The organism is Actinoplanes sp. CA-051413, assembly GCF_050955795.1.
Classification (GTDB): domain Bacteria; phylum Actinomycetota; class Actinomycetes; order Mycobacteriales; family Micromonosporaceae; genus Actinoplanes.
Map to the genome: position 1 here is coordinate 6,982,115 of NZ_CP192100.1, position 23,046 is coordinate 7,005,160.

21 protein-coding genes, 1 tRNA gene and 1 pseudogene are annotated in these 23,046 nt (G+C 71.1%); 3 read left to right on the forward strand and 20 right to left on the reverse strand.

All coding sequences use genetic code 11. The features are described 5' to 3' along the window. Nucleotides 1–163: 163 nt before the first annotated feature. The 8 genes from ACQP2Y_RS32800 to ACQP2Y_RS32835 all read right to left on the reverse strand — a co-directional run bounded on the left by ACQP2Y_RS32800 (nt 164) and on the right by ACQP2Y_RS32835 (nt 7,890). On the reverse strand, nt 164–2,785 hold the full coding sequence (locus ACQP2Y_RS32800) for a cation-translocating P-type ATPase (protein ID WP_433719535.1): 2,622 nt from the start codon (nt 2,783–2,785) through the stop codon (nt 164–166). Nucleotides 2,786–2,790: 5 nt separating this feature from the next. Continuing rightward, nucleotides 2,791–3,504 (reverse strand): hypothetical protein, encoded by a 714-nt coding sequence (locus ACQP2Y_RS32805; RefSeq protein ID WP_433719538.1) that lies wholly within the window; start codon nt 3,502–3,504, stop codon nt 2,791–2,793. Continuing rightward, nucleotides 3,501–4,391, reverse strand: coding sequence for a hypothetical protein (locus tag ACQP2Y_RS32810; protein WP_433719541.1), 891 nt, complete (start codon nt 4,389–4,391; stop codon nt 3,501–3,503). Before ACQP2Y_RS32810 ends, ACQP2Y_RS32805 begins: the two co-directional genes overlap by 4 nt. A gap of 120 nt (nt 4,392–4,511) precedes the next feature. Beyond that, nucleotides 4,512–4,946 carry a hypothetical protein gene (locus tag ACQP2Y_RS32815; RefSeq protein ID WP_433719544.1) on the reverse strand — a complete coding sequence of 145 codons (435 nt, stop codon included), beginning with the start codon at nt 4,944–4,946 and terminating at the stop codon, nt 4,512–4,514. A gap of 107 nt (nt 4,947–5,053) precedes the next feature. Continuing rightward, entirely contained in the window at nt 5,054–5,785 is a 732-nt protein-coding gene (locus ACQP2Y_RS32820; RefSeq protein ID WP_433719546.1) for an ANTAR domain-containing protein, read from the reverse strand. Nucleotides 5,786–5,822: 37 nt separating this feature from the next. Then, nucleotides 5,823–6,539: a GAF domain-containing protein gene (locus tag ACQP2Y_RS32825; protein WP_433719549.1), complete on the reverse strand. Its 717-nt coding sequence runs from the start codon at nt 6,537–6,539 to the stop codon at nt 5,823–5,825. 243 nt (nt 6,540–6,782) lie between these two features. Further along, nucleotides 6,783–7,586 carry an ATP-binding protein gene (locus tag ACQP2Y_RS32830; protein ID WP_433719551.1) on the reverse strand — a complete coding sequence of 268 codons (804 nt, stop codon included), beginning with the start codon at nt 7,584–7,586 and terminating at the stop codon, nt 6,783–6,785. Nucleotide 7,587: 1 nt separating this feature from the next. Then, nucleotides 7,588–7,890, reverse strand: a complete 303-nt coding sequence (locus ACQP2Y_RS32835) for a hypothetical protein (RefSeq protein ID WP_433719554.1) — start codon at nt 7,888–7,890, stop codon at nt 7,588–7,590. 198 nt (nt 7,891–8,088) lie between these two features. On the opposite strand from ACQP2Y_RS32835, the pseudogene ACQP2Y_RS32840 reads away from it, so the two are divergent. Beyond that, nucleotides 8,089–8,198 (forward strand): annotated as a pseudogene (locus ACQP2Y_RS32840) (ABC transporter ATP-binding protein); the annotation flags it as partial. Between the two features lie 306 nt (nt 8,199–8,504). On the opposite strand, the gene ACQP2Y_RS32845 reads toward ACQP2Y_RS32840, so the two are convergent. The 6 genes from ACQP2Y_RS32845 to ACQP2Y_RS32870 all read right to left on the reverse strand — a co-directional run bounded on the left by ACQP2Y_RS32845 (nt 8,505) and on the right by ACQP2Y_RS32870 (nt 14,230). After that, nucleotides 8,505–8,578: transfer RNA gene (locus ACQP2Y_RS32845), tRNA-Pro, on the reverse strand. Between the two features lie 96 nt (nt 8,579–8,674). Beyond that, nucleotides 8,675–10,027, reverse strand: coding sequence for a ribosome biogenesis GTPase Der (gene der / locus ACQP2Y_RS32850; protein ID WP_433732161.1), 1,353 nt, complete (start codon nt 10,025–10,027; stop codon nt 8,675–8,677). Nucleotides 10,028–10,077: 50 nt separating this feature from the next. Next, on the reverse strand, nt 10,078–10,758 hold the full coding sequence (gene cmk / locus ACQP2Y_RS32855) for a (d)CMP kinase (RefSeq protein WP_433719557.1): 681 nt from the start codon (nt 10,756–10,758) through the stop codon (nt 10,078–10,080). Between the two features lie 55 nt (nt 10,759–10,813). Beyond that, nucleotides 10,814–11,554 (reverse strand): pseudouridine synthase, encoded by a 741-nt coding sequence (locus ACQP2Y_RS32860; protein WP_433719559.1) that lies wholly within the window; start codon nt 11,552–11,554, stop codon nt 10,814–10,816. Next, a complete protein-coding gene (scpB, locus tag ACQP2Y_RS32865) occupies nt 11,541–12,440 on the reverse strand; it encodes an SMC-Scp complex subunit ScpB (protein WP_433732163.1) in 900 nt (299 codons plus the stop codon). Before scpB ends, ACQP2Y_RS32860 begins: the two co-directional genes overlap by 14 nt. Before the next feature lie 614 nt (nt 12,441–13,054). After that, nucleotides 13,055–14,230, reverse strand: coding sequence for a segregation and condensation protein A (locus ACQP2Y_RS32870; protein WP_433719561.1), 1,176 nt, complete (start codon nt 14,228–14,230; stop codon nt 13,055–13,057). Nucleotides 14,231–14,494: 264 nt separating this feature from the next. Between ACQP2Y_RS32870 and ACQP2Y_RS32875 the strand changes: the two genes are divergently transcribed. Further along, nucleotides 14,495–15,667 carry a hypothetical protein gene (locus ACQP2Y_RS32875; protein ID WP_433719563.1) on the forward strand — a complete coding sequence of 391 codons (1,173 nt, stop codon included), beginning with the start codon at nt 14,495–14,497 and terminating at the stop codon, nt 15,665–15,667. A 25-nt stretch (nt 15,668–15,692) separates the two neighbouring features. Here ACQP2Y_RS32875 and ACQP2Y_RS32880 read toward each other — a convergent pair whose 3' ends face one another. From ACQP2Y_RS32880 to ACQP2Y_RS32895, 4 genes are all read right to left on the reverse strand, one after another. Beyond that, complete coding sequence (locus tag ACQP2Y_RS32880; RefSeq protein WP_433719565.1) at nt 15,693–16,469, reverse strand: glycosyltransferase family 2 protein; 777 nt, start codon at nt 16,467–16,469, stop codon at nt 15,693–15,695. A 7-nt stretch (nt 16,470–16,476) separates the two neighbouring features. Further along, on the reverse strand, nt 16,477–17,151 hold the full coding sequence (locus ACQP2Y_RS32885; protein ID WP_433719568.1) for an ElyC/SanA/YdcF family protein: 675 nt from the start codon (nt 17,149–17,151) through the stop codon (nt 16,477–16,479). A gap of 94 nt (nt 17,152–17,245) precedes the next feature. Next, nucleotides 17,246–19,585, reverse strand: coding sequence for a S8 family serine peptidase (locus ACQP2Y_RS32890; RefSeq protein WP_433719571.1), 2,340 nt, complete (start codon nt 19,583–19,585; stop codon nt 17,246–17,248). Between the two features lie 89 nt (nt 19,586–19,674). Further along, nucleotides 19,675–20,163, reverse strand: coding sequence for a hypothetical protein (locus ACQP2Y_RS32895; protein ID WP_360828645.1), 489 nt, complete (start codon nt 20,161–20,163; stop codon nt 19,675–19,677). Between the two features lie 61 nt (nt 20,164–20,224). Between ACQP2Y_RS32895 and ACQP2Y_RS32900 the strand changes: the two genes are divergently transcribed. Continuing rightward, nucleotides 20,225–21,211: a helix-turn-helix transcriptional regulator gene (locus ACQP2Y_RS32900; protein WP_433719574.1), complete on the forward strand. Its 987-nt coding sequence runs from the start codon at nt 20,225–20,227 to the stop codon at nt 21,209–21,211. Here the strand turns inward: ACQP2Y_RS32900 and ACQP2Y_RS32905 are convergent. Together ACQP2Y_RS32905 and ACQP2Y_RS32910 are read right to left on the reverse strand one after the other, a co-directional pair. Beyond that, the gene (locus tag ACQP2Y_RS32905; protein WP_433719576.1) at nt 21,193–22,407 is read right to left on the reverse strand and encodes an MFS transporter; all 1,215 of its coding nucleotides are present in this window, start codon (nt 22,405–22,407) and stop codon (nt 21,193–21,195) included. The genes ACQP2Y_RS32900 and ACQP2Y_RS32905 overlap by 19 nt on opposite strands. Before the next feature lie 4 nt (nt 22,408–22,411). Next, the gene (locus ACQP2Y_RS32910; RefSeq protein ID WP_433719579.1) at nt 22,412–23,014 is read right to left on the reverse strand and encodes a TetR/AcrR family transcriptional regulator; all 603 of its coding nucleotides are present in this window, start codon (nt 23,012–23,014) and stop codon (nt 22,412–22,414) included. Between the last annotated feature and the right edge of the window lie 32 nt (nt 23,015–23,046).

Sequence of the window (23,046 nt, forward strand, 5' to 3'; positions counted from 1 at the left end):
TCCCCGCCGAGGCATCAAGCGTGTCAGCCGCGTCCGCAGCTCTGGTTCCAGGCGCACCGGGCGGCGTGCGTGCCTGCCCGTCGATTTCTAGCGTGGCTCCTCCTCAGCCGCTGCGGGCGGCTCTGCGGTGACGACGAATGGTGCCAGGGTGGCCATGGTGCAGTCAGGATCGTCCGGCGGGCCGTTTCGCCGGGTGGATGAGGCGGTCGAGACGGATCGCCGCGTAGCCGAGGCTGGACACCGCACCGACGATCAGCAGGTCCGCCAGAGCCGGCGGTTCGGTGCCCAGCAGGTCCTGCAGGAACGGCAGATAGAGGCCGGCAAGTTGCAGGATGAAGGCGACGCCGACAGCGGCGAGCAGCATCGGGTTGGCCCGGGTGCCGGGACGGGCCCGGGAGCCGAGAGCGACGGCGAGCTGGGTGGCGCCGAGGGCGAGGAACGTCAGGGTCTGCCACGGCCGGTCGGTGGCGTGTGCCCAGACCCCGACGCCGATGGTGACCGCGGCGATGACCGCACCGACGCGGATGATGCGTTTCCAGAGACCGGCGCCGAGCACCGTTTCCGACGGCGGCCGAGGTGGGCGCCGCATGGCGTCCGGGTCGACGGGTTCGCTGCCCAGGGCGAGCCCCGGCAGGCCGTGGGTGATCAGGTTGATCCAGAGGATCTGCGCCGGCAGCAGCGGCAGCGGCAGGCCGGCGAACGGTCCGGCCAGCATCACGGCGATCTCGGCGGCGCCGCCGGACAGGGCGTAGAGCAGGAACCGGCGGATGTTCGCATACACCCGGCGGCCCTCCTCGGCCGCCGCCACGACAGTGGCCAACTCATCGTCGGCCAGTACCAGGTCGGCGGCCTGCCGGGCCACCTCGGTGCCCCGCTTGCCCATCGCGACGCCGATGTCGGCGCGGTGCAGGGCGGGGCCGTCGTTGACGCCGTCACCGGTCATCGCGACGACGTGCCCGGCAGCGCGCAGCGCGTCGATGATGGCGACCTTCTGCTCCGGGGTGGCCCGGGCGAAGACCCTGCTGCCCTGCCCGGCGCGGGCGCCCGGGTCGGTGATGCGGCAATCGGTCACGTCGTCGCCGGCGGCGATGATGCCGAGGTCGCCGGCGATCGCGGCGGCGGTGGCCGGGTGGTCCCCGGTGATCAGAACCGGGGTGATGCCGGCTTCGCGGCAGGCGGCGATCGTGCCCGCCGCCGAGGCCCGGGGCGGGTCGAGAATGGCCACCAGGCCGAGCAGGCGCAGACCCTGCTCCGCCGCGTCGTTGTCGGGGGCGGTCGCCCGGTCGACCTGGGCGACCGCCAGCACCCGGAAACCGAGAGCGGCGAGTTCGTCGGCCCGGGTCGCGGCCCGCGCGATCAGCTCGTCCGGATCGGACAGGACGGCGGCCTGAAGCACCGCTTCCGGTGCGCCCTTGCAGACGGTCAGGATCCGGCCGCTGGGCAGTCGGTGTGCGGTCGACATGCGTTTGCGGATGCTGTCGAAGGGCTGCTCCGACACCCTCGGCAGCTCCAGATCCAACGCTCGCCGGTCGATGCCGGCCTTCGCCGCCGCGGTGATCAGTGCGACCTCGGTGGGGTCGCCGACCGGTGACCAGTCCGGGCTGTCGCCGTCCGGCGCGCGCAGCGATCCGTCGTTGCACAATGCAGCTGCTCTGAGCAGCTCCACCAGATCAGGGGCGTCCGGGCCGGTGACGACCTCGCCGGCCCGGCGCAGCTCACCGTGCGGTGCGTAGCCCGAGCCGTCGACGCCGGCGTCACCCTGGATCGTCCACAGCTCGCGGACCACCATGGTGCCTTCGGTGAGGGTGCCCGTCTTGTCGGTGGCCAGAACGGTCACCGAGCCGAGGGTCTCCACCGCGGGCAGTCGCCGGATGACGGCGTGCCGGGCAGTCATCCGGCGCGCGCCCAGGGCGAGACTGAGGGTGACCACGGCCGGCAGGGATTCCGGGACCGCCGCGACCACCAGGGTGATCGCGATGACGATCATCAGCTGCACGGGCTGCCCCCGCCACAAGCCGAGGGCGAGCACGACGGCGCACAGCCCGACCGCGAACAGGGCCAGCATCCGGCCGACCCCGGCGAGGCGCCGTTGCAGCGGGGTCAAGCCTGCGCTGGTCACCATCATCGCCGCGATCCGACCCATGGCGCTGGCCGCGCCGGTGGCAGTGATGACGCCACGGCCTCGGCCGCGCACCACTACCGTGCCCGCCGACAGGGCGTCGCCGGTATCCGTCGCATCGTTGCCGTCCATCTTGTCGACCGGAACGGACTCCCCGGTCAGCGCGGACTCGTCGACCAGCAGCGCGACCGATTCCGTGACGTGCGCATCGGCCGGCACGATGTCGCCCTCGGCCAGCACGAGCAGGTCACCGACGACCAGGTCGGCGGCCGGAACCTGCTGTTCGGCGCCGTCGCGGACCACCCGGGCATCCGGCGCGGTCAACGCCGACAGCGCGGTGATGGCCCGTTCCGCTTTGACCTCCTGCACCACGCCGACCGTGGTGTTCACGACGATGACGAACAGGATGACCGACGCGTCGGTGAAGTCAGCGGTGAACAAGGTGAAGGCGGCCGCGGCCAGCAGAACCAGCACCAGGGGATCACGCAGTTGCGACACGACCCGTCGCCACAGCGGCGCCGGCCGGCGCGACGGCAGCACATTGGCCCCGTCACGCAGCAACCTGGCGGCCGCCTCGGGCGCTGACAGGCCGCCCCCATCCGCGGCCGTGTCCGCACCGAAAGGATCGGACTGTTCGGGCGCCAACTGCAGGTCAGGGATACTCATGCCGGCTACAGCCTCTCCGCTGGAAGGCCACTTCGTGGTCCCCGGTGGTCGGCGAAGCCCTTGGCATCAGCGCGACGGTGCGGCTGTCCCCTGCGGTGGCGGCCGCCTCGGACCAGCAGCACCGCGCCCATGGCCATGAAGCCGAGATCGCGGACGGCGGCCGACGCCGTCTGGGCGGCGGCCGGCAGGCTCAGGGTGCTGACCATCAGCAGCATCCCCGCGATCAAGGTCGCGCCGGTCCACCACGGAAGCACCCTGGCCCGGATGACCGCGATGCCGAATCCGATCCCGGCCACGATCATCAAGGCCGAGTGGATCGTGATCCACATTCCCAGGCGTCGTTCGAGAGCCGGCCAGTCGCTGGTCCCCTCGACCAGCGCGTACACGACCGTGCCGGTGAAGTACACGAAGGTGTAGGCGTACAGGACGGCACTTGTCAGACCGAGCCGGCCGATCCGCGGCCGTTGCACCCCGTAGAGGCCGAGGACAAACAGTGGGATGGCGGCCTCGGCGGCGTAGGTCAGGACAAGTTGCGACGTCGAGAAGCCGCCGTGAACGAGCTCCAGCAGATCCGAGAACAGATAGATCGCGGAGAACGCGACCGCGACCAGCCCGACCAGGACGGCGACACTCGACGTATCACCGGACGGCCGCGGGCCGGCCCTGGAGTCAGCCATCCGGGCGGGTTCCTCGTCCACGTGGTCGGTCAGGCTCGTCATACCGTGCTCTCCTCGAGGCGGGCAGGGGCTACGGCCACGGACGGTGCCGTACCGGCTCGCCGGAACAGCGGCCGGTAGACGGCGCACGTCAACCCGGCCAGCAATGCCGTCAGCAGGACGGACCCGACGGCGGTCGCGGTGGAGGCGTCCGGGTCGTCGCGGGCGACCATGGTGATCGCCATGCCGGCGACGGAGGCGCCGATCAGCGTGTACGCACCCAGCAACGCGTAGACCGGTTTACGGGCCCACTGGCGGTGGCGCAGCGTACCGATGCCGACGGTGATCGCGGCGGGCACGACGATGCCCAGGTCCATGAACTTGACCAGCCAGAACGCTGTCGGGCTGGACAGGTACTGCACAGTGTCGGGATGGTCGCGCATGGCGTCCAGATAGTTCGGCAGATGCAGGCCGACCAGAACGAACGTGGCAATCACCAACAGCAGAACCCCGGCCGTACGGTCGACAGCTACCGACGTCGGTGGCAGTCGTCCTGCCGGAACGCTGTTCCACGCCCGCAGAGCGATTGCACCGGCCAGGATGAACACCGCGAGCAGGAGCGGGAAGAAGCGCTCGACGTTGCCCGGCAGCTGGAGATATTCATTCCCGATGATCAGCTGCGTGTACGTGTAGACCACGAAGATCGACGGCGCCAGTGCCAGCACCGAGGCGGCCGGATGGCCCCGAATCGCCAGGAAACCCACTGTGACGGTGATCGGCACAACCACGGCCAGCGCGGCGGCGTCACCCCCGATGACCTGGTTCAAGCTCGTCGCAGAGATGCGGTAGCGCAGCACGTCGAGCACGAGCGGACCCAGCACCGCCACGGTCGCCATCGCCACGCCGAGCGTCACCAGCCCGGCACCGAGCAGACGGTTCTGTGTCCCCATCGCGTACCTCCGGCAGGTGTTCGTGCCGAAAGTCTGCGCCCGAACGGCCGGGTTGGTCAGGGCCGTACGACCCCTCACGCGGAGCAGTCAGGACGCGCCGGGGGCATCCGTGGGTGTAGGTCAGGCGTTGTCGCCGTCCGAGGACGTGGAATTGTCCTCGGTGAGTTCAGATCGGTCCGTCGCAGCCGAATGCCGGTCGGTCTTGGAATCCGTGCGGTCGATGGCGGCAGAGCGGCGCGCCGTCAGGGCCGGACCGTATTCCTGCTCGCCGTCACGCAGGAAGGAGCGCAGGCTGGCTGCTGTGTCGCGTGTTGTCGCGGCAACGTCACGCGCGTCTGCTTGATCGTCACGTTTGTCGGCTTCGGCGAGGATCCGTGTCGCCCGTTCCATGCGGTCGGCTTGCTCCGCTTCGCGGAGGTCGGCGCGCACCTCACGAACATCAAGCTCGGCTTCGCGCTGGTCGGCCCGGGTCTCCCTCGAGTCCCCGGCATCCGGCGCCTGGGCTGCGGTCCCGTCATCGGAGAGCCCTGGAGAGTCTCCTTCAGGCTTTTCCACGCGGTACCTCCCTCGTCCGCAACGCCCCATCGGCACGCTGCGGTCTCAGTATCCGCTGCGGCACGTTCCGGCGCTGCGCGCCTGACCGGCACCCGTCACGGACCGGCTCATTGCGGGAGGATCTGCTGCAGGGTCTCCGGGTCGGTGACGATGCTCTGGGCGACTTCGGTCAACCGGCGGTTGTGCCCCCGGGCATAGCCGCGGATGGCCATGAACGCCTCGTCGACGCTGATGCCGCGGGCCTGCGCGACCGCACCCTTGGCCTGTTCGATGATCACCCGGCTGTTCAGGGCTGATTGCAGCTGTTCGGTGAGCGCCTCGCTGCGGCTGACGGTGCGTTCCTGCAGCAGGCCGATGGTGGCGGCGTCCGCCAGGGCCTGCATGATCGCGATGTCGTCGTCTTCGAAGTCGTTTCCAGAGGTGTCACCGAAGACGTTGAGCGCTCCGATCACCTGCCGGCGCAGCCGCATCGGGAAGGCGTGCACCGATTGGAACCCGGCCGCAGCGGCGCGCGGTGCGAAGCGTGGCCAGCGGGCGACGGCCTCGCCCAGGTTCACGTTGACGACGGGCTCGCCGGAGTCGAACGCTTCCAGGCAGGGCCCTTGCTCGTTCTGCAACTGGAACAACTCCACCAGTTTGACGTTCTCGTCCGAGCCGGCGATGAACTCGAGCCGGCCCCGCTGGTCGGCGAGCAGCATTCCGGCGGCTGCCGCGTCGGTCAACTCGACGACCCGCTCGGTGAGCATGTGCATGTAGTCGAGCAGATCGAATTCGTCGACCAGCGTGTCGGCGATCTCGACGAAGACCTTCGCGAGCTGCTGCGCGGATACGGTTTTCATGCCTGCCTCCCGGCCTGGCCGGCGGTCACGTGCGCGGTCATGGGCGGTCCCGGTCGAAGTGCAGTCTGCGGGCGAGCACATCGGCGGCCACCTGGTCGAGGCGGCGGCCGTGCGCGTACGCGTACGCCCGCATCCGGACCATCGCCTCACCGATGGGAACCCCCAGCTGCACCATGACCATCCCCTGGGCCTGGAACAGCTCGGCGCGGTACTCGACCGCCTCGGCGAGGCCCTCGCTGAAGGTGTTCACCGCCGCCTTCTCGTGCTGGTCCAGCAGAGCCGTGATGGTCACGTCTGCGAAGGCGAGCGCGGTGGCGAGTTCCTCGCCGGTCAGCGACCCGGTCCGCTTGCGGAAAACGTCGAGAATCCCGATACGAGCGGCACCCATCTGCAGCGGGAACGAGAACACCGCCCGGATGCCGCTGTCGTGGGCGGCCGGGGTGTACATCGGCCACCGAACCGCCGACTCGCCGTCGAGGTTCGGTACCAGCACCGGCCGCCGGGTGGAAAACGCATCCCAGCACGGTCCCTCGCCGAGAACGAACTGCAACTCCTCTATGTGCTCGGTCAGCGGGTCCGACGCGGCGTAGACCCCCCGGGCCCCCGCCTCGCTCATCATGCTGATCCCCGCGCCCGAGGCCGCCAGCGTGCGCGCGGCGACGGCGCATACCCGAGGCAGCAACCCTGCGCCGTTGTCCGGCGACGGCGGCTCATCCTCGATCAGGTGGCGGATCATGGCGACGCGATCATCCATGGCGACCACCCGACGCCATGCCCTCACCGGCACGCCGGCACGCCGCTGAAGCGGCGGAAACACGCTGCACTGGATGTGACACCGCTGTACCTCCACGCCAGGGGCCACGACACGGGCCGGGCAGTGAGGCCGGAACCTTCCCGGGCCCGTCGAAGTCTACCGACGCCGCGTGCCCCTCGACGAATCCCGGTACTCGCCCCGCATGCGCCGGCCGCAGTGGCGGCCCTGCGCACGCTCGCGCCGTCACCGGTGTGGGCAGGCAAGCACGGTGGCCCAGACGACCTTGCCTCCGCGGGTTGGCATGGCACCCCACGCCGTGGCGCAGACGTGCACCATGCGAAGGCCGTTGCCCCGCTCGTGCGGCGGCTGCCCGGCGGCCGAGGGCGTACCGTCGAGCAGGCGCGGTAGCCGGGTGGTGCCGTCGCGGACCGCCAGGTGCAGGCCCGTGCCGCGCTGCGACACGGTGACGAGCACGGTGGTGCCCGCGTGTTGCACGGCGTTGGCCACCAGCTCGGACAACACCAGCTGGGCGCGTTGCCGCAGCTTCGGCAGGTGCCAGTCCTCACATGCATGGGTGACGAGGTCGCGGGCCGTATCGGGCGAGGCCGGCTGCGGCAGCAGGGTCGCCTTCAGCGTCGGGGTCGCCGGCAGCCGGCTGATCACGGCGGTGCGGGCCTCGGGCATGGTGGTGAACACGGACGGGTGTTGCGCACCGAGGCGCCGTAGCCGGCGGTTCAGCATCGTCGCTGTGGGCAGGCACAGAGCCAGGGGCACCGGTGGCTGCATGACGATGCCGGCCCGGCGCGCGGCCAGCCACATCGGCATGCTGGCACCGTCCGGGTCGCCCATGTCCCGCAGGTCGGCGATGATCGCCGCCGGGTGCTCGGCCAGGCCTTTGCGGATCGCGGTGGACACGTCCATGCCGAGACGCTGCGACCACCGGCCGTGCACCGCCATCTCCACCACCCCGGTGGTGACGTCACCGGTGACGCTCAGCGTGCGGCGTCGATCGTCGGCGTTGAACAGATACGGGGCGCGCACCTGCATGTCAATCTCCTTGCGGGCCGCGGTGGCCATCAGGCGCGGCGAGCCGGGCCGCCAGTTCCGCGTACTGCTGCCCATAGCGGGCATCGTCGATCGCCGCCTGCCACGTCCGTGCCGGACCGGCACCGATCAGGCGTAGCTGTTCGGTGGCCCGGTGCAGAACGCCGAACGCGTCCCGGTCACCCCGGGTGACTGCGGCGACGAGTCGATCAACGCGGCAACGTCCGACGTGGTCGCTGGACGGATCTTGCTGCACCGACAGGTACGGCAGAGGCCGGGCGGCACCGGCGCGGATCTCAGCGGTCACGGCAACTCCTGATAGGCACCTGCGCTGACGGGGTGCACTACCGGGGTCCGGGGTAGCGGGCTACGGACATGACGCCCGACGCCTTCATCGAGGGTAAACCACCCTGCTTCAGACGCCGTCCCGCATATGGGGTCATCCACATCGCCCTGTTGGCGACTTTGCGGACAAGCGCAAGTGAACTCCCGGCCGAAGAGGGTGCGGGTCGTGTGCGCCCGGGCGCTGGTCAGCCGACGGCGATCGTCTTCGCCGATGAACCCACCGGCAACCTCGACTCGCGGGCCAGCGCGGAGATCCTGCGCTTTCTGCGAGCGTTCGTGTCGTGCAGGTGACACGATTATCCATCGTGGATAGCCGAGCAGCCGTCAGGCTCCAAGGTTGAGCCAGGTCCGCAGTCAGCGAACCAAGACAGATCTCGCCTGGTCAGCGGCGCGTCAACGATCAACGCTTCACCCTGAGCCGCGGCTTCAGCCACGTCGCCGATCAACTCGTGGCCGCCGAAGGCAGGACTGAGCGGGAAACCGTACAGGCGTACGGGCGAAATAGAGTGTCGCGCGATGCCGTATAGATTAAAATCGGTAAATGAAAAAGGCCAGCTGAGCTGGCCTTTCACAAAGTCGGGCTGACAGGATTTGAACCTGCGACCCCTTGACCCCCAGTCAAGTGCGCTACCAAGCTGCGCTACAGCCCGATGCCACGCCCCGGAACCCCAGTGCGCGGCAACACCACAACCCTACCCCAGCCCTTCAACCGACTTACCACCGGCCTGCCGGGACGAGGCCAGAACCTACCCGTGCGCCTTACCCCGCCCACCAGGCCCGAGCTTCTTCCGTGGCTTCACCGAAACCTCGATCGGTGACCCCTCGAACCCGAACTCCTCACGGAGCTTCCGCTCGATGAACCGCTGATACCCGGCATCCAACGGCGCGGTCGTGAAGAGCACGAACCGGGGCGGCGCCACCCCCGCCTGCGTCGCGAACATGATCCGCGGCGCCCGCCCACCTCGCACCGGGTGGGGCGTGGCCTGTGTCAGCGCCGTCAGCCACTGGTTCAGCGTCCCCGTCGGGATGCGCTTCTCCCAGCTGTCCAGGGCCTTGCGCAGCGCCGGTGCCAGCTTGTCGACCGCGCGGCCGGTTTTCGCTGAGATGTTCACCTTGATCGCCCACGGGATGCGCTTCAGCTCGCGGTCGATCTCCTTGTCCAGGAAGATCCGGCGGTCGGCGTCGACCAGGTCCCACTTGTTGAAGGCGATCACCAGTGCGCGCCCGGCCTCGACCACCTGCGTCAGCACGCGCTGGTCCTGCTCGCTGATGACCTCCGACGCGTCCAGCAGGACGACGCCCACTTCGGCGGCTTCGACAGCTCCGGCGGTACGCAATGACGCGTAGTACTCCGTACCGGATGCCTGGTTGACCCGCTTGCGGAGGCCGGCGGTGTCGACGAACTGCCAAACTTCGCCGTCCATCTCGACCAGGCTGTCGACCGGGTCGACCGTGGTGCCCGCCACCGAGTCCACGACCGCTCGCTCTTCGCGGGCCAGGCGGTTCAGCAGGGACGACTTGCCGACGTTCGGGCGGCCGACCAGGGCCACGCGGCGCGGGCCTCGGGGGGCGTTCTCGATGATCGCCGGGGCCGGGGGCATCGCGGCCAGGATCTTGTCGAGCAGGTCGCCCGCGTTGCGGCCGTGCAGGGCGGACAGCGGGAACGGCTCCCCCAGCCCCAGGCCCCACAGGGACACGGTGTCGTTCTCGATGTTCTGGTTGTCCGCTTTATTCGCCACCAGGATGACCGGCTTGTGGCTGCGGCGCAGCATCCGGACGGCCTTCTCGTCGACGTCCGTGGCGCCGACCATGGCGTCGACCACGAAGATGACCACGTCGGCGGTCTGGACGGCGATCTCGGCCTGGGCGGCGATCGCGGCCGCGCGGTCGCGGGCGTCCGGTTCCCAGCCGCCGGTGTCGACCACGGTGAAGCGGCGGCCGCTCCACTGCGCGTCGTACGGGACGCGGTCGCGGGTCACGCCCGGCTTGTCCTCGACCACGGCCTGGCGGCGGCCGATGATCCGGTTGACCAGGGTCGACTTGCCGACGTTGGGCCGGCCGACGACGGCGACGACCGGTACGGGGCCTTCCTCCGCCATGGATTGGTGCAGTGCGGATTCCAAGGCCGAGACCTCGGAAGAAAAGTCACTCACGAACTCACCTTGCTGTTGAGCATGCTCAGGAGCGTTGCCACGACCTCGTCGATGCCCATGCCCGTGGTGTCGAGCGTGACGGCGTCGTCGGCCTGGCGCAGCGGGTCGACCGCGCGGCTGGAGTCGAGCTTGTCGCGGCGGTTCAGATCGGCCTCGGTGGCCGCCACGTCGGTGGCGTCCTCCGCGCTGCGGCGCTGGGCGCGCGCGGCGGCCGACGCGGTCAGGTAGACCTTGAGGTCGGCGTCCGGGGCGACGACGGTGGCGATGTCACGGCCCTCGACGACGATGCGGGGGGCGGCGGTGATGATCTCCTGCTGGAGGCGGACCAGCTGACGGCGTACCGCTGGGACCGCGGCCACGGCCGAGACCGCGCCGGTGACCTCGGGCCCGCGGATGGCCGCGTCGACGTCCTCGCCGTTGGCGCGAAAATGCGGCGCGAGCGGGTCCGTGCCGATCTCCAGGGTGGTCTCCTGGGAGATCTTGGCGATCGCGTCCGGGTCCTGCAGATCGACGCCGGCCTGCAGCACCGCCCAGGTGATCGCCCGGTACATCGCGCCGGTGTCCAGGTAGATGCCGTCGATCGCGGTGGCGAGCCGCCGGGAAACGGTGGATTTGCCCGATCCCGAGGGACCGTCGACGGCCACCACGCATCGTTCGGGCCGCACTGCTCGCTCCACCGCTACCTCCAAGACGTCTGACGGACAACTACCTATTGTGCCGGGCGCGCCCGGCTCAGTCGCCGACGGCCTTGAAGAGGGCGCTCACCTCGGCGTTCGACAGCCGGCGGAAGCCGCCCGGGCGCATGTCGCCGAGCCGGATCGGGCCGACCGCCGTACGGATCAGGCGCGACACCGGGTGCCCGACCTCGTCCATCATCCGGCGCACGATGTGCTTGCGGCCCTCGTGCAGGGTGATCTCGATCTGCGCGGTCTTGCCGACCGCGTCGACCAGCTTGAACGAGTCGACCTTGGCCGGGCCGTCCTCCAGCTCGACGCCGGACTGCAGCCGGCGGCCGACGGTGCGCGGCAGCGGGCCGGCGACCTCGGCGAGGTAGGTCTTGGCGACCCCGTACGACGGGTGCATCAGCTTGTGCGCGAGCCCGCCGTCGTTGGTGAGCAGCAGCAGGCCCTCACTGTCGGCGTCGAGCCGGCCGACGTGGAAGATCCGCTGCTCGAACGTGCCGAGGAAGTCGGCGAGCTCGTTGCGGCCCTTCTCGTCGTCCATGCTCGAGACCACGCCGCGGGGCTTGTTCATGGCCAGGTAGACCAGCTTGGTGTCCGTGACGATCCGCGCGCCGTCCACCCGGATCTCCACCTTGGCCGGGTCGACCTTGTCGCCGAGCTTGGCGACCTTGCCGTTCACGGTGACGCGTCCCCGGAAGATCAGATCTTCAGACGCGCGCCGGGATCCGATTCCCGCGGTGGCGAGAATCTTCTGCAGCCGCACGGAGCTATCCGGATCAGCCTGAGGCATCGAGCACTTCTTCCACATCGTCGGGTAGGAACGGGGCCAGCGGCGGAAGCTGGTCGACCGAGTTGAGGCCGAGCTTCTCCAGGAACAGCGCCGTGGTGCGGTACAGGAATGCCCCGGTCTCGCCCTCAGTGCCGCATTCCTCGATGAGGCCGCGAGTGGTAAGCGTACGCATGACGCCATCACAGTTCACACCGCGGATGGCCGAGATGCGCGACCTGGTGACAGGCTGCTTGTAAGCGACTACAGCGAGCGTTTCCAGCGCGGCCTGGGTGAGCCGCACCGACTGGCCATCCAATACGAACCGCTCAACGTAGGCCGCATATTCCGGCCGCGTGTAGAGACGCCAGCCACCCGCGGCCCGCCGCAGGTCGAACCCGTGCCCGGCCGCGGTGTACCGCGCCGAGATGTCCTCCAGCATGCCCGCGACCCGCTCGGTCGGCTGCTCTACGATCTGCGCGAGCTGCATCTCGGCGACCGGCTCATCAACAACAAGCAGAATGGCTTCCAGCGCCGCCCGCAACTCGGCATCGTCCATCGGCGGGAGTGGTTCCGCTTCTTCTTCGGTACGGGTCGACGACGCCACAGAAGCAGCGGCGCCCCCCTTGCTGCCACGTCCCTGCGCGGGAATCCCGGAACTCGGCCGCGCCCGTGCCACAGGCTGACTCGCGACGGCCCCGGCGGTCACCGCGGCCTCGACATCGGCGGCACCCCGAGCGGCCGCATCCGCGGCCACCAACCCACCCCCGGGCGCAACGGGCTCCGCGTCGTCGTCGCCGGCCGCCGGCACGGCATCGTCGGCAGCCGTCAGCGCGGCATCGTCGACGGTCGTCGGCGCGCCGGCGGCCGCGAGGATCGTCGGAGCCGCATCGTCGGCGGTCGTGCGCATGCTTGCGTCGTCGGCGCGGGCAGCCGATTCGTCGTCGGACGTCAGCGCCTCGGTGGTCGACGCGGATTCCTGAGACTGATCGCCGGCGGGCGGCTCGTCGTCCTCTTCCGGCCCGGGCACCTCCTCCGTGAACGGCAGGTCGACCTCCGCGTCATCCCCGACGTCGTCATCGGCGGCCACGTCGAAGACATCCCCGGCATCGTCACCGTCGAGCGGCGCGTCGACCAGCGGGGCGTTGCCGATCTCGTTCTCGGCGGCCTCCTCGATGGCACCCGGCAGCGGCAGTTCCGGCCCGACACCGACGTCGGTCGGCTCGCGCTCCTCGTCGCCGGGCATCTCCCGGGGAGCGTCCACGGTCGGCGGCCCACCGGCCTCCTCCGGGAACGGCGGCAACTCGGCCGGCACCCCGTCACCGGGCGACGGGTTCGCCCCCTCGAAGGCGGGATCGAAATCGTCGTCGTCATCCGTGAGATTCGACTCGGTGAGCTCCTCGTCGTCGCTCTCCCCGGCCCGGACCTTGGCCTCGAAGTCCCGGTCGGGCGGCCGCGGCGCCCGCTCCCAGGGCGGCACCCAGGAGGCGGCCTGCGCGGCAAGGGACTCGGGACGCTCGTCGCTCATGACTGTTCCTCGTCGGTCGAAACACGGTCTGCGGTGCGGTCGGCCCCAGGAATACCCGCCCCCACCGACCCGAACTCACCCGGCCCGGGCAGCCCGGCGGCGTCGGCGTCGGCGTCGGCGGAATCAAAGGCGGAGCCGGGGTATTCGGTGATCTCCGGGATGTCGAAGTCGTCGAGATCAGCGTCGTCGTCGGCGTCCTCGCCCTCGTCCTCCGCCACCGAGGCCATCGCCCCCGGCACGGAGTGGGCGTCGTCCTCTTCATCCAGCTCCATCGCCGCGGTGTCCGGCTCCGGCGGGCTTCCCTCGTAGTCGTCGATGTCCAGGTCCCCCTCGACCTGGTCGCCGCCGATCCAGCGGACCGTCATCTCCTCCAGCGACACCGGCTGCTCAAAATCAATGAGCCCTTCGCGGTACAGCTCCAGCAACGCCAGGAAGCGGGCCACCACCTCGAGCGTGTTCTCGCAGTCGGCGATCAGCAGGCTGAACGTCGCGCTGCCCGCGCGGCGGAGGCGGTCGCGGATGAGGGTCGCGTGTTCGCGGACGCTGACCCGGACCTGGTGGATGTGCGCGATCGACACCTCGGGCGGTCCCGGTTTGGGCAGGAACTGCTTCAGGGCCATCTTCAGCAGGCGCTCCGGCCCGATGCCGAGGACCAGGTCGGGCAGCGCCTCCGCGTACCGGGGCTCCAGGGAGACCGCGCGCGGCCAGCGTTTGGTGCCGACGCCTTCCAGGTCCGCGATCACGGCCGCGGCTTCCTTGTACGCCTTGTACTGCAGGAGGCGGGCGAAGAGCAGGTCGCCGGCTTCCAGCAGGGCCAGGTCGTCCTCGTCCTCCACCTCCGCCGAGGGCAGCAGCCGGGCCGCCTTCAAGTCCAGCAGAGTCGCCGCGACCAGCAGGAACTCGCTGGTCTCGCCCAGGTCCCAGTCGTCGCCCATGGCCCGGATGTACGCGATGAAGTCGTCGGTGACCTGGTGCAGCGCGATCTCGGTCACGTCGAGCTTGTGCTTGCCGATGAGCTGCAGCAGCAGGTCGAACGGTCCGGTGAAGTTGGTCAGCCGGACCGTGAACTTGCCGGAGTCGACCTCGGCCTCGACGGGAACGCCGAGTTCCGCGACGGGAACGCCGGCTTCCGGCGCGGCGTCGGCCGACTCTGAGACTGGCTGTTCAGGCACGTGAAGACCGTAGACCACGGGCTCGACAAGCTGTTCCCCGCTCAACCCCGTACCCCCGCCGCCCGTGCGGAACACCGCTCCGCGATGGTTCAACGCCGCTGGGTACCGCCGGTCACGGTCCGGCCGGCCTTGACACCAGGAAGGTGACCGTTAACATCTCCTTCACATCGATGCCCGTGTATGGAAAGCGCTTACCGGAGGCATCGGGACACAGCCGTGAGGGCGCACGGCGGTCAGCTCGTCAGCCGAGATTTTGGAGCAGTCATGACCTCCCCAAGCCCGAAGACCCCGTCGCGCCGGCGCTGGCGGACCGGCCTGCTGGCCGCCACCACGCTGGTGCTCTCCGGTGCCGGCGTCGCCGTCGGCCTCTCCCAGGCCTCGGCCGCCGCCTGCGGCGCCCTGTCGTACCAAGCCGAGGCGACGCTCAGCGGCAGCACCTGGACCGCGCGCCGGGGCAGCAGCACTGTCTACACCGGCACCGACATGCGCGCGGCGGTGCAGGCCGCGATCAGCAGCCTGCCCAGCCGGACGGCCAAGCAGAACGTGCTGGTCCGCGGCTCCGGCTCGATCAGCGCCAACTCCCGCATCTCGCTGCCCAGCTACACGCTGCTGGACGTGTGCGGCACGATCAACGTGACCGGTACGGGCTCCGGCGACCAGGCCCCGATCTACTCCCGTGGCACCCGCGACGTCGAGGTGGCCCATCTCAACGTCACCGGCGCCCCGCTGTACGGCATCTTCATGCGCAGCGTGAACAACCTGATCCTCGGGCAGATCGACATGCGACTGTCCAGCGGCCTGGGCGTACGCATCGACAACTACGGTGACAAGAGCGTGCCGTCGCGCAACATCCGGATCGACAGCGCCTACGTCTCCGGGGCCAGCTCGCACGCCGTGGAGACCTACGGGGTCGACGGCATCACCATCGGCACCGTCACCGCGCGCAACGTCGGCGAGTCCGGGCTGCTGCTCAACCAGACGGTCAACGCCACCGTCGGCACCGTCGACGCCGAGAACGCCGGCGCCGGCACCGGCTACGCCGCGTTCCGGATGGCCAACCGCAACGGCCGGATCGGCAGCAGTTACAACACCAACATCCGCGTCGGGACCGTCAAGGCGCGCGGCGGCGGCCGGGGCGTCTTCTGCGTCTCGGAGAGCGGCGGCGCGGTCATCGACCGGGTCGACATCGCCAACACCGGCAACAACTCGGTGCTGATCGAGAACTGCTACAACGTGGTGCTGGCCGGCGTATCCGGGACGATCAGCGGCGGTGGCGAGGTACGGATCTCCTCGCGCACCGACTTCCCGCCGTCGTCGAACATCCGTTTCCAGAACCTCACCGTCAGCAACACCAACATCCGGTGGAGCCCGTGCACCGGCACGAACAACACCATCAGCAACGTCACCCGGTCGAACTCCACCCTGACCTGGTGCTGAGCTGAGGTGATGCCGTCCCGGGCGGTCAGCGGGTCGCCCGGGCCGGCGTCAGCAGTGACGCCGCCGCGTAGCGCAGCAACGGCCAGTAGATGCGGGCCGAGTCGCTCAGCGCGCTGAAGTGCGAGGACGCGTTGTCGTCGAGGTAGGTCGTGGTGATCACGACCTCCTCGATCCGGTGCCCCGCCCGGGCGGCCTCGAGCAGGACGTTCATCTCGTACTCGAAGCGCTCGCCGGGGACCGTGCCGAGCCAGTCGAGCAGAGCCGACGGGTACGCCCGCAGCCCGGTCTGGGTGTCCTGCACCCCACGGCCGGTGGCGGCACGGAACAGGGCCTGCGTGACCGTGTTGCCGACCTTGCTGCGCAGCGGGACGTTCTCGGCGAAGCGGCGGACACCCAGCACGGTGTGACCGGTCGCCGCGACTCGGTCCGCGACCCGCACGATGTCCGTGACGCTGTGCTGGCCGTCGGCGTCCGCGCAGACGACGTCGAGGCCGGGATGCTGCTCCGCCGCGTACCGGAAACCGGTTTTGAGGGCGATGCCCTTGCCCTGGTTGCGCGGGTGGCGCAGGACCGTGCCGCCGAGGTTTTCGGCCTGGCGCAGCACTTCGGCGGCGGCCGGGCTGCTGCCGTCGTCGACGATGACGAAGTGGCACCGCGGGGCGGCCCGGCGCAGCTCGGCCATCAAGGTGGGCAGGTGGTGGCTCGGCTGGTAGACCGGCAGGAGAACGACCATGGACCGGTTCTCGTCGTGCACGTGGTTCTCCTCGGTGGTGTCGCCGGCCCGTCCGTGGTCCGGTGGCACCCCCTCCTTACCCAGCCGGACCCCGCCCGTCGCGGGTCCGGCGTAATTCCTTGGGTGGGTTTCGTAACAGTCGCTCGGCGCGACGCAGGGAGGCGACCATCCGGCGTTCGCGGCGCAGCAGGGCGGCCGGGTCGCGGGTGCCGAGGAAGCCGAGGCGGGCGATGACCCGGGCGGCCCGTTCGGACCGCCACGGCAGCGGCGTCTCTCCCCCGGTGGCGGACACGTCCAGCAGGGCCCGCGCGGGCAGGGCGAGGACCTTGGCGGCGAGCAGGCGGATCCGCGGCAGGTGCTCGCGGTGCGAGACCAGACCGAGCGGGTGTACGGCGTCGAACGCGTACCCGTCGAGCAGCCCGTCCTCGACGGTGTGCACCAGGTTCTCCAGGGTGCTGCGGGAACGGGTCTCGGCGCGCAGGTCCGCGTACCGGTCGAGGCCCGCCGCCCGGGCCTCGCGCAGCATCAGGTCGCCCTCCCGCCAGCCCGCCGGGGGTTGCCCGGCGCCCTCGGTGGCCTCCGCCCAGCCGCCGGTGAAGACGATGCGGGAGACCCCGGGGTGCGCGACCGCGTAGTCCGCGGCGGCCTGCACGCGGGCGGCGCTGGCGGGCGTGAGCATGTAGTGCTCGCCGGCGCCGACGACACCGCGCCCGAACACCAGCAGCACGGCGGCGGTCCTGCGGTCTTCCACCCGTCGATCCTGCCAGAGCACCCGGGCCGCCCACCGGCGGAGGGTTCGGCGGCCCCAGGGCTGGGCCGCCCGTTGCCGGGCGGCCCAGGGGCCCTTACTTCTGACCGGCCGCCTTGGCGATGCTCACCGTGCGGGTGACCGTGGTGACGTTGCCCGCCTTGTCGGTGACCGTCCAGGTCAGCGTCGGGCTGCCGGTGAGCCGGCCGGCCGGGAACGAGAAGAGCAGCGTCGTGCGGCCCCGCACGCCGGTCGTCCGCTTGCCGTTGACCAGCAGGTCGATGGCAGCCACGCCCTCCTCGTCGGTGGCGGTCAGGCTGGTCGCCAGCGTGCCGGTGACGGAGGCCGCGGCGGCCGGGCTGACCGAGGTCACGACCGGGGCCTTGTTGTCGACGACGACCGTGCGCGCGGCGGTGGAGACGTAGCCCAGCTTGTCGGTGGCCCGCAGGACCAGGGCGGTCCGGCCGGCGGCACCGGCGGTGTTCCAGGCGAAGGAGTACGGCGCGGTGGTGTCGGTGGCCAGCACCGTGTCGCCGCGCAGCAGCTCGACCTTCGTCACACCGGAGACGTCGGTGGCGCTGGTCTCCACCTTGAGCGTCCCGCCGACGACGGCGTCGGCCGCCGGTGTCCGCCAGCTCAGCACCGGTCCGGCGTTGTCGGCGACGACCGCGCGGGTGACCGTGGTGACGTTGCCGGCCACGTCGGTGACCCGCACGGTGAGGCTCACGCCGGCGTTGGCGCCGGCGCTGTCCCAGCTCAGCGCCCACGGGGCGGTGGTGGCGGTGGCGACAACCGCGTTCTTGACCAGCAGCTCGACCTTCACCACATCTGTGGCGGTGGTGCTGATGGTCACCGGGACGGTCCTGGTGACCGTCGCGCCGGCTGCCGGGCTGGTGACCGTGGCGGCCGGGGCGGTGTTGTCCACGGTGACCTGGACCTGCGCGGTGGCGGTGCGGCCGGCGGTGTCGGTGACCGTCAGCGTCAAGGTGGCCGGGCCGGTGAAGCCGGTCGTCTTCCAGGAGACCTGCCGGGTGCCGGTCAGGGGGAGGTTGGTGGTGGCCTCCTTGGTGCCGGTCTGGGTGCGCAGCTGCACCTTGGCCAGGGCGGTGGCCGAGGTGATCGACGGCGAGAACGTCACGATGCCGCGGACCAACTGCCCGGCGGTGAGACCGAGGCCGGTGATGACCGGGCCGGCCGGGGTGGCCGGCGGGTTCGGGACCGGGTTCGGGGTGGCGGGCGTGCCGGTCAGCGCGGCCAGGGTGGCGCCGGCGTTGACCCGGCCCTTGGCGACCCAGGTGCCCACCGGGTCGGCGCCGCTCTCGATCGCCGCGCGGATCTGCGCCACTGTGGCGGCCGGGGCCGCGGCCCGGGCGAGCGCGGCGATACCGGCGACGACCGGACCGGCGGAGCTGGTGCCCTCGAACCAGTACAGGCCGCCGTTCATGCCCTGGGCGATGTTCCTGCCCGGAGCCGCGACATCCACCCACGGGTCGGCGACGGTGCCGTAGTTGGACCAGGAATACCGGCCGTCGGCGCTGGTCGAGCCGGCGACCGCGATCGCGTTGGGGTGCCCGGCCGGATAGCTGCGGGCACTCACGCCGGAGTTGCCGGCCGAGGCGATGACGACGGCGCCCTTCGCGACGGCGTAGTTGACGGCGTTCTCGGTCAGCTGGCTGTAGTCGGGGCCGCCCAGGGACAGGTTGATGACCTGCGCGCCCCGGTCGGCGGCATAGGTGATGCCGGCGGCGACGTCGTCGCTGTAGCCGGAGCCGTTCCCGTCCAGGACCCGTACGGGCAGGATCTTGCAGTCCCAGCACACCCCCGCGATGCCGGTCGCGTTGTTGCCCTTGGCGGCGATGACGCTCGCGGCCTGGGTGCCGTGGCCGTTGACGTCGGTGGCGTCGCTGTCGTCGTTGACGAAGTCGTAACCGGGCAGCAGCCGGCCCGCGAGCTCGGAGATCGGGCTGACCCCGGAGTCGACGACGGCGACGGTGATCCCGCTGCCGGTGGAACGCGACCAGGCGGCCGGCTGGGCGGTCCGCGTGGCACCCCACTGGTCGACGAAGGCCGGGTCGTTGGGCGTGACGTCGGTGATCCGTACCTGGTGGTTCGGTTCGGCGTACGCCACGCTCGGATTGCTGCGCAGCTGCTGCAGCGCGGCGCTCACGTCGGCGGCCGGGACCGTGACGTCGGCCGCGGCCAGCCGGCCGATCGGGTCGGACTCCAGCACCTCGATGCCCGGCCGGGCGTCCAGCTGGCCCACCACCGCGGTCGTGCTCGCCCCGGGCCGGACCCCGACGATGATCGAGGACGTACCCGGGGCGGCCGGGTCCGCCGCGGCGGCGGGCAGCGCGCCGAGGGCCGAGGACAGGGCGGTCAGGGCGGCTGCCGCCGTGGCGGCAGCCTTGGTGCCGGGGCGCCGGGACCGATTCGACATGGGACTGCTCCGGGGGGAGGGGAACCCCGTGGCGGGCACGTCACAGGTGAGAGCACCATCGGCCCCCGCGCCCCGTCCTTGAGGGAAAGTCAGCCGTCGCGGCGGGTGAAGGTCATGATCCAGTTGACCGGGTCCCAGGTGCGGCCGCCGTCGAAGGAGAACTCCTGCTCCCAGCGCGCCGACGTGGGAGTCATCGCCGACCACAGGAAGCGGACCAGCGCCGGCTTGCCGCCGATCTCGTCCTCGCCGAGGAAGACGCCCCGGCCGTCCCGGAAGCGGCCCTCGACCGGCGGGTCCAGCCGGCCCGGGTTGGTCGTCGAGGACCACCAGATGCGCCACAGGTCGGCCCCGGGGTCGTACAGGCGCAGCGTCAGGCCCTCGAACGAGCGCCCGTCGGGCAGCGTCGCCGTGACGGTGTCGACGTTGCCGGCACCAGCGAGGACGGGACGGGCCTCCCCCAGGCCCTCGAAGTCGATCCAGTCGGTGCAGTCCCGATCGGTGACGTCGGCCAGCTTGTGGTGGTGAACCGTCCAGCGGCCCATCAGGAAGTCGAAGTCGGTGGTGCCGTCGTGTGTCATGCCCAGACCGTATGGCCGGGCTGTGTCAGTACCTGTCAGGGTTCAGCGGCATGATCAGCGCATGCCTGCCGGTCGCCTGTTGTCGATGCTGTTGCTGCTGCAGACCCGCGGCCGGCTGTCCGCCGGCCAGCTCGCGGCGGAACTGGAGATCTCGGTACGCACGGCGTACCGCGATCTGGCCCGGCTGCAGGCGGCGGGGGTGCCGCTGTACGCCGAGACCGGCCAGCACGGCGGGTACCGGCTGGTCGAGGGTTACCGGACCCGGCTGACCGGGCTCAGCGGTGGCGAGGCGCGGGCGCTGTTCCTGGCCGGGTTACCGGCACCGGCGGCTGACCTGGGGCTGGCCGAGGAGGTGGCGGCGGCCCGGCTGAAGCTGCTCGCCGCGTTGCCGGCCGAGCTGCGTGACCAGGCCGCCCGTACGGCTGCGGTGTTCCACCTGGACGCCCCCGGCTGGTATCACGAGGCGCAGGCCCAGCCGTTCCTGACGCTGCTCATGGACGCGGTCGTGGCGCAGCTCGCCGTCGACGTGGGCTACCGGCGGTGGCGGGCGCCGCAGGAGGTCCAGCGGCGGCTGCGGCCGTACGGGCTGGTCCTCAAGTCCGGCACCTGGTATCTCGTGGCAGCCACCGGGGACGCCGCCCGGGCCGCCACCTACCGGGTCGCCCAGTTGCGGGAGGTCACCGTCACCACCGAGCGCTTCGAGCGGCCGGCCGGCTTCGACCTGGCGGCGCACTGGGCGGCCTACCTCGCCGAGTTCGAGGCCCGGCGGTTCACCGGCACCGCGACGATCCGGCTCTCCGCCGACGGCCTGGCCCGGCTGCCCGACCTGCTCGACCCCGCGGTGGTACGGGCGGTCGCCGAGTCCGCGGGAGAGCCGGACGCCGACGGCTGGGTGACGGCGACGATCCCGACCGAGAACGTCCGGCACGCCTGCCAGGAACTGCTGCGTCTCGGCGCCGAGGTGGAAGTGACCGGGCCGGCGGAGCTGCGCCGGGCCATGGCCACGACTGTCACCGCCCTCGCCCACCGCTACGGCGCGACTCGCTGACCGGGGTCGGGCAGCAGGTGGCGGCGGCCGGCCCACACCACCGCGGCCAGGCCGACCCCGCACGCCACCGCGGTACGGAAGCCCGCCTGGTAGCCGTACCGCTCGATCACAAACCCGCCCAGCGCCTGGCCACCCGCGTTGGCCGCGAAGATGGCCGTGGTGATCCAGCCGAAGGCCTCGGACAGCCGGCGCGGCGGCACCAGCCCGTCGAGCAGGGTGTTGTGCGCGGTGACCTGCGGCACGAGGGTCGCCCCGGCCAGCACGACGCCAACCGTCAGGGCCGGGGTGCCGCCGACGACAGCCGGCAGCACCAGGAACAGCCCGAACGCGGCCATCAGCACCGGCAGGCGGACCGGCAGCGCCCGCGGCCAGGGCGCACGCTGGTAGGCCACCCCGCTCAGCACGGACGTGATCGACCACAGGCCCAGCAGCACCCCGGCCAGCTGCGGCACGCCGTTGGCCCGGGTGCCGGCCGTGACCCCGACCACGACGAAGCCGATGGTCAGGCCGAAGGCGCAGGTGGCGACGAGCAGGACGGCCAGACCCTCCGCGCGCAGGCCCTCGGCGGACCGGGCTGCCGCCGCCGAAGGCGTGGCCGCGCCGCGGTGAGACCGGGCCGCCGCCGTCAGGGCGAAGCCGACCGCGGGGACTGTGCTCAGCGTGACGGAGATGAGCAGGGCCGATCCGGGCCACAGCCAGGTGGCGAGCACGGCGGCCACCGCGGGACCGAGCAGCCAGCACATCTCGAAGCTGATCGCCTCGTAGCTGTAGGCGGCGTCGCGGACCGGACCGGCCGGGGCGAGGTGACTCCACATCGCGCGGGAGGCGACCTGCACGGTCGGCAGCACCGCGCACTGCACGGCGACCAGGACGGCCAGCGGCAGGGTGGACAGACCCGCGTCGATCGCGACGAGCACGGCGGCGCTCAGCAACGCGTACGGGGCGGTGCAGGTCAGCAGGGTACGGGTGGTTCCGTACCGGTCGAGCAGTCTGCTCTGCGCGATGATGCCCGCCGCCGTGCCGATCAGGCCGGCCGCCGAGATCGTCCCCGCCACGGCGTAGGAGTCCGTCCGGGCCGCGACATAGAGCAGCAGGCTCAGGTTGTTCATCGCGAACCCGAAGCGGCCGAGCAGCGACCAGGCGGCCGCCGGCAGCGCTCCCGGGACGGCGAGCGCGGTCCGGGCCGATGCCGTCACGGGGTCACGCCACGGGCATGAGCGGCAGGCGGACCGCCGGGGGCAGGGGCTGCGGGCCCGGCTCGGCGGAGAAGCCCTGGATCAGCAGCGCGGCGAGGCGGCGGGACGCGGCGGCCGCGGCGGCCGGCGACGAGGCCCGGATGCCGCTGTTGGCCATGAGGATCAGCGCCAGGTCGTCGAGGACGAAGTCGGGGCGGAGTTTGCCGGCGGCCTTGGCCCGGTGGGCCAGCTCGGTGACGGAAAGCAGCGCCCGTTCGCGGGTCGCGGTGAAGTCGATTGCGTGCGGGAACGACGACATGAACGCGGCAGTGAACCCCCGGTCGCGGGCGTGCAGGGCACACACCGTCTCGATCAGGTGGCAGAAGCCGCGCCACGGGTCCGGGTCGGCCAGGCCCTCCTCCACGGCGACCGTGCAAGCGTTCATCTGCTCGGTGAAGGCCTCGGTGATCAGCGCTTCCTTGGTCGGGAACCGGCGGTAGAGGGTGGCCGGGCCGACCTCGGCGCGGCGGGCGATCTCGCGCATCGACACGTCCAGGCCCGCGCTGGCGAACGTGCTGCGGGCGACCGAGAGGATCCGCTCGCGGTTGTCCCGGGCGTCGGATCGCAAGGTGTGAGGCAACCGTTCGGGCATACGTCTCA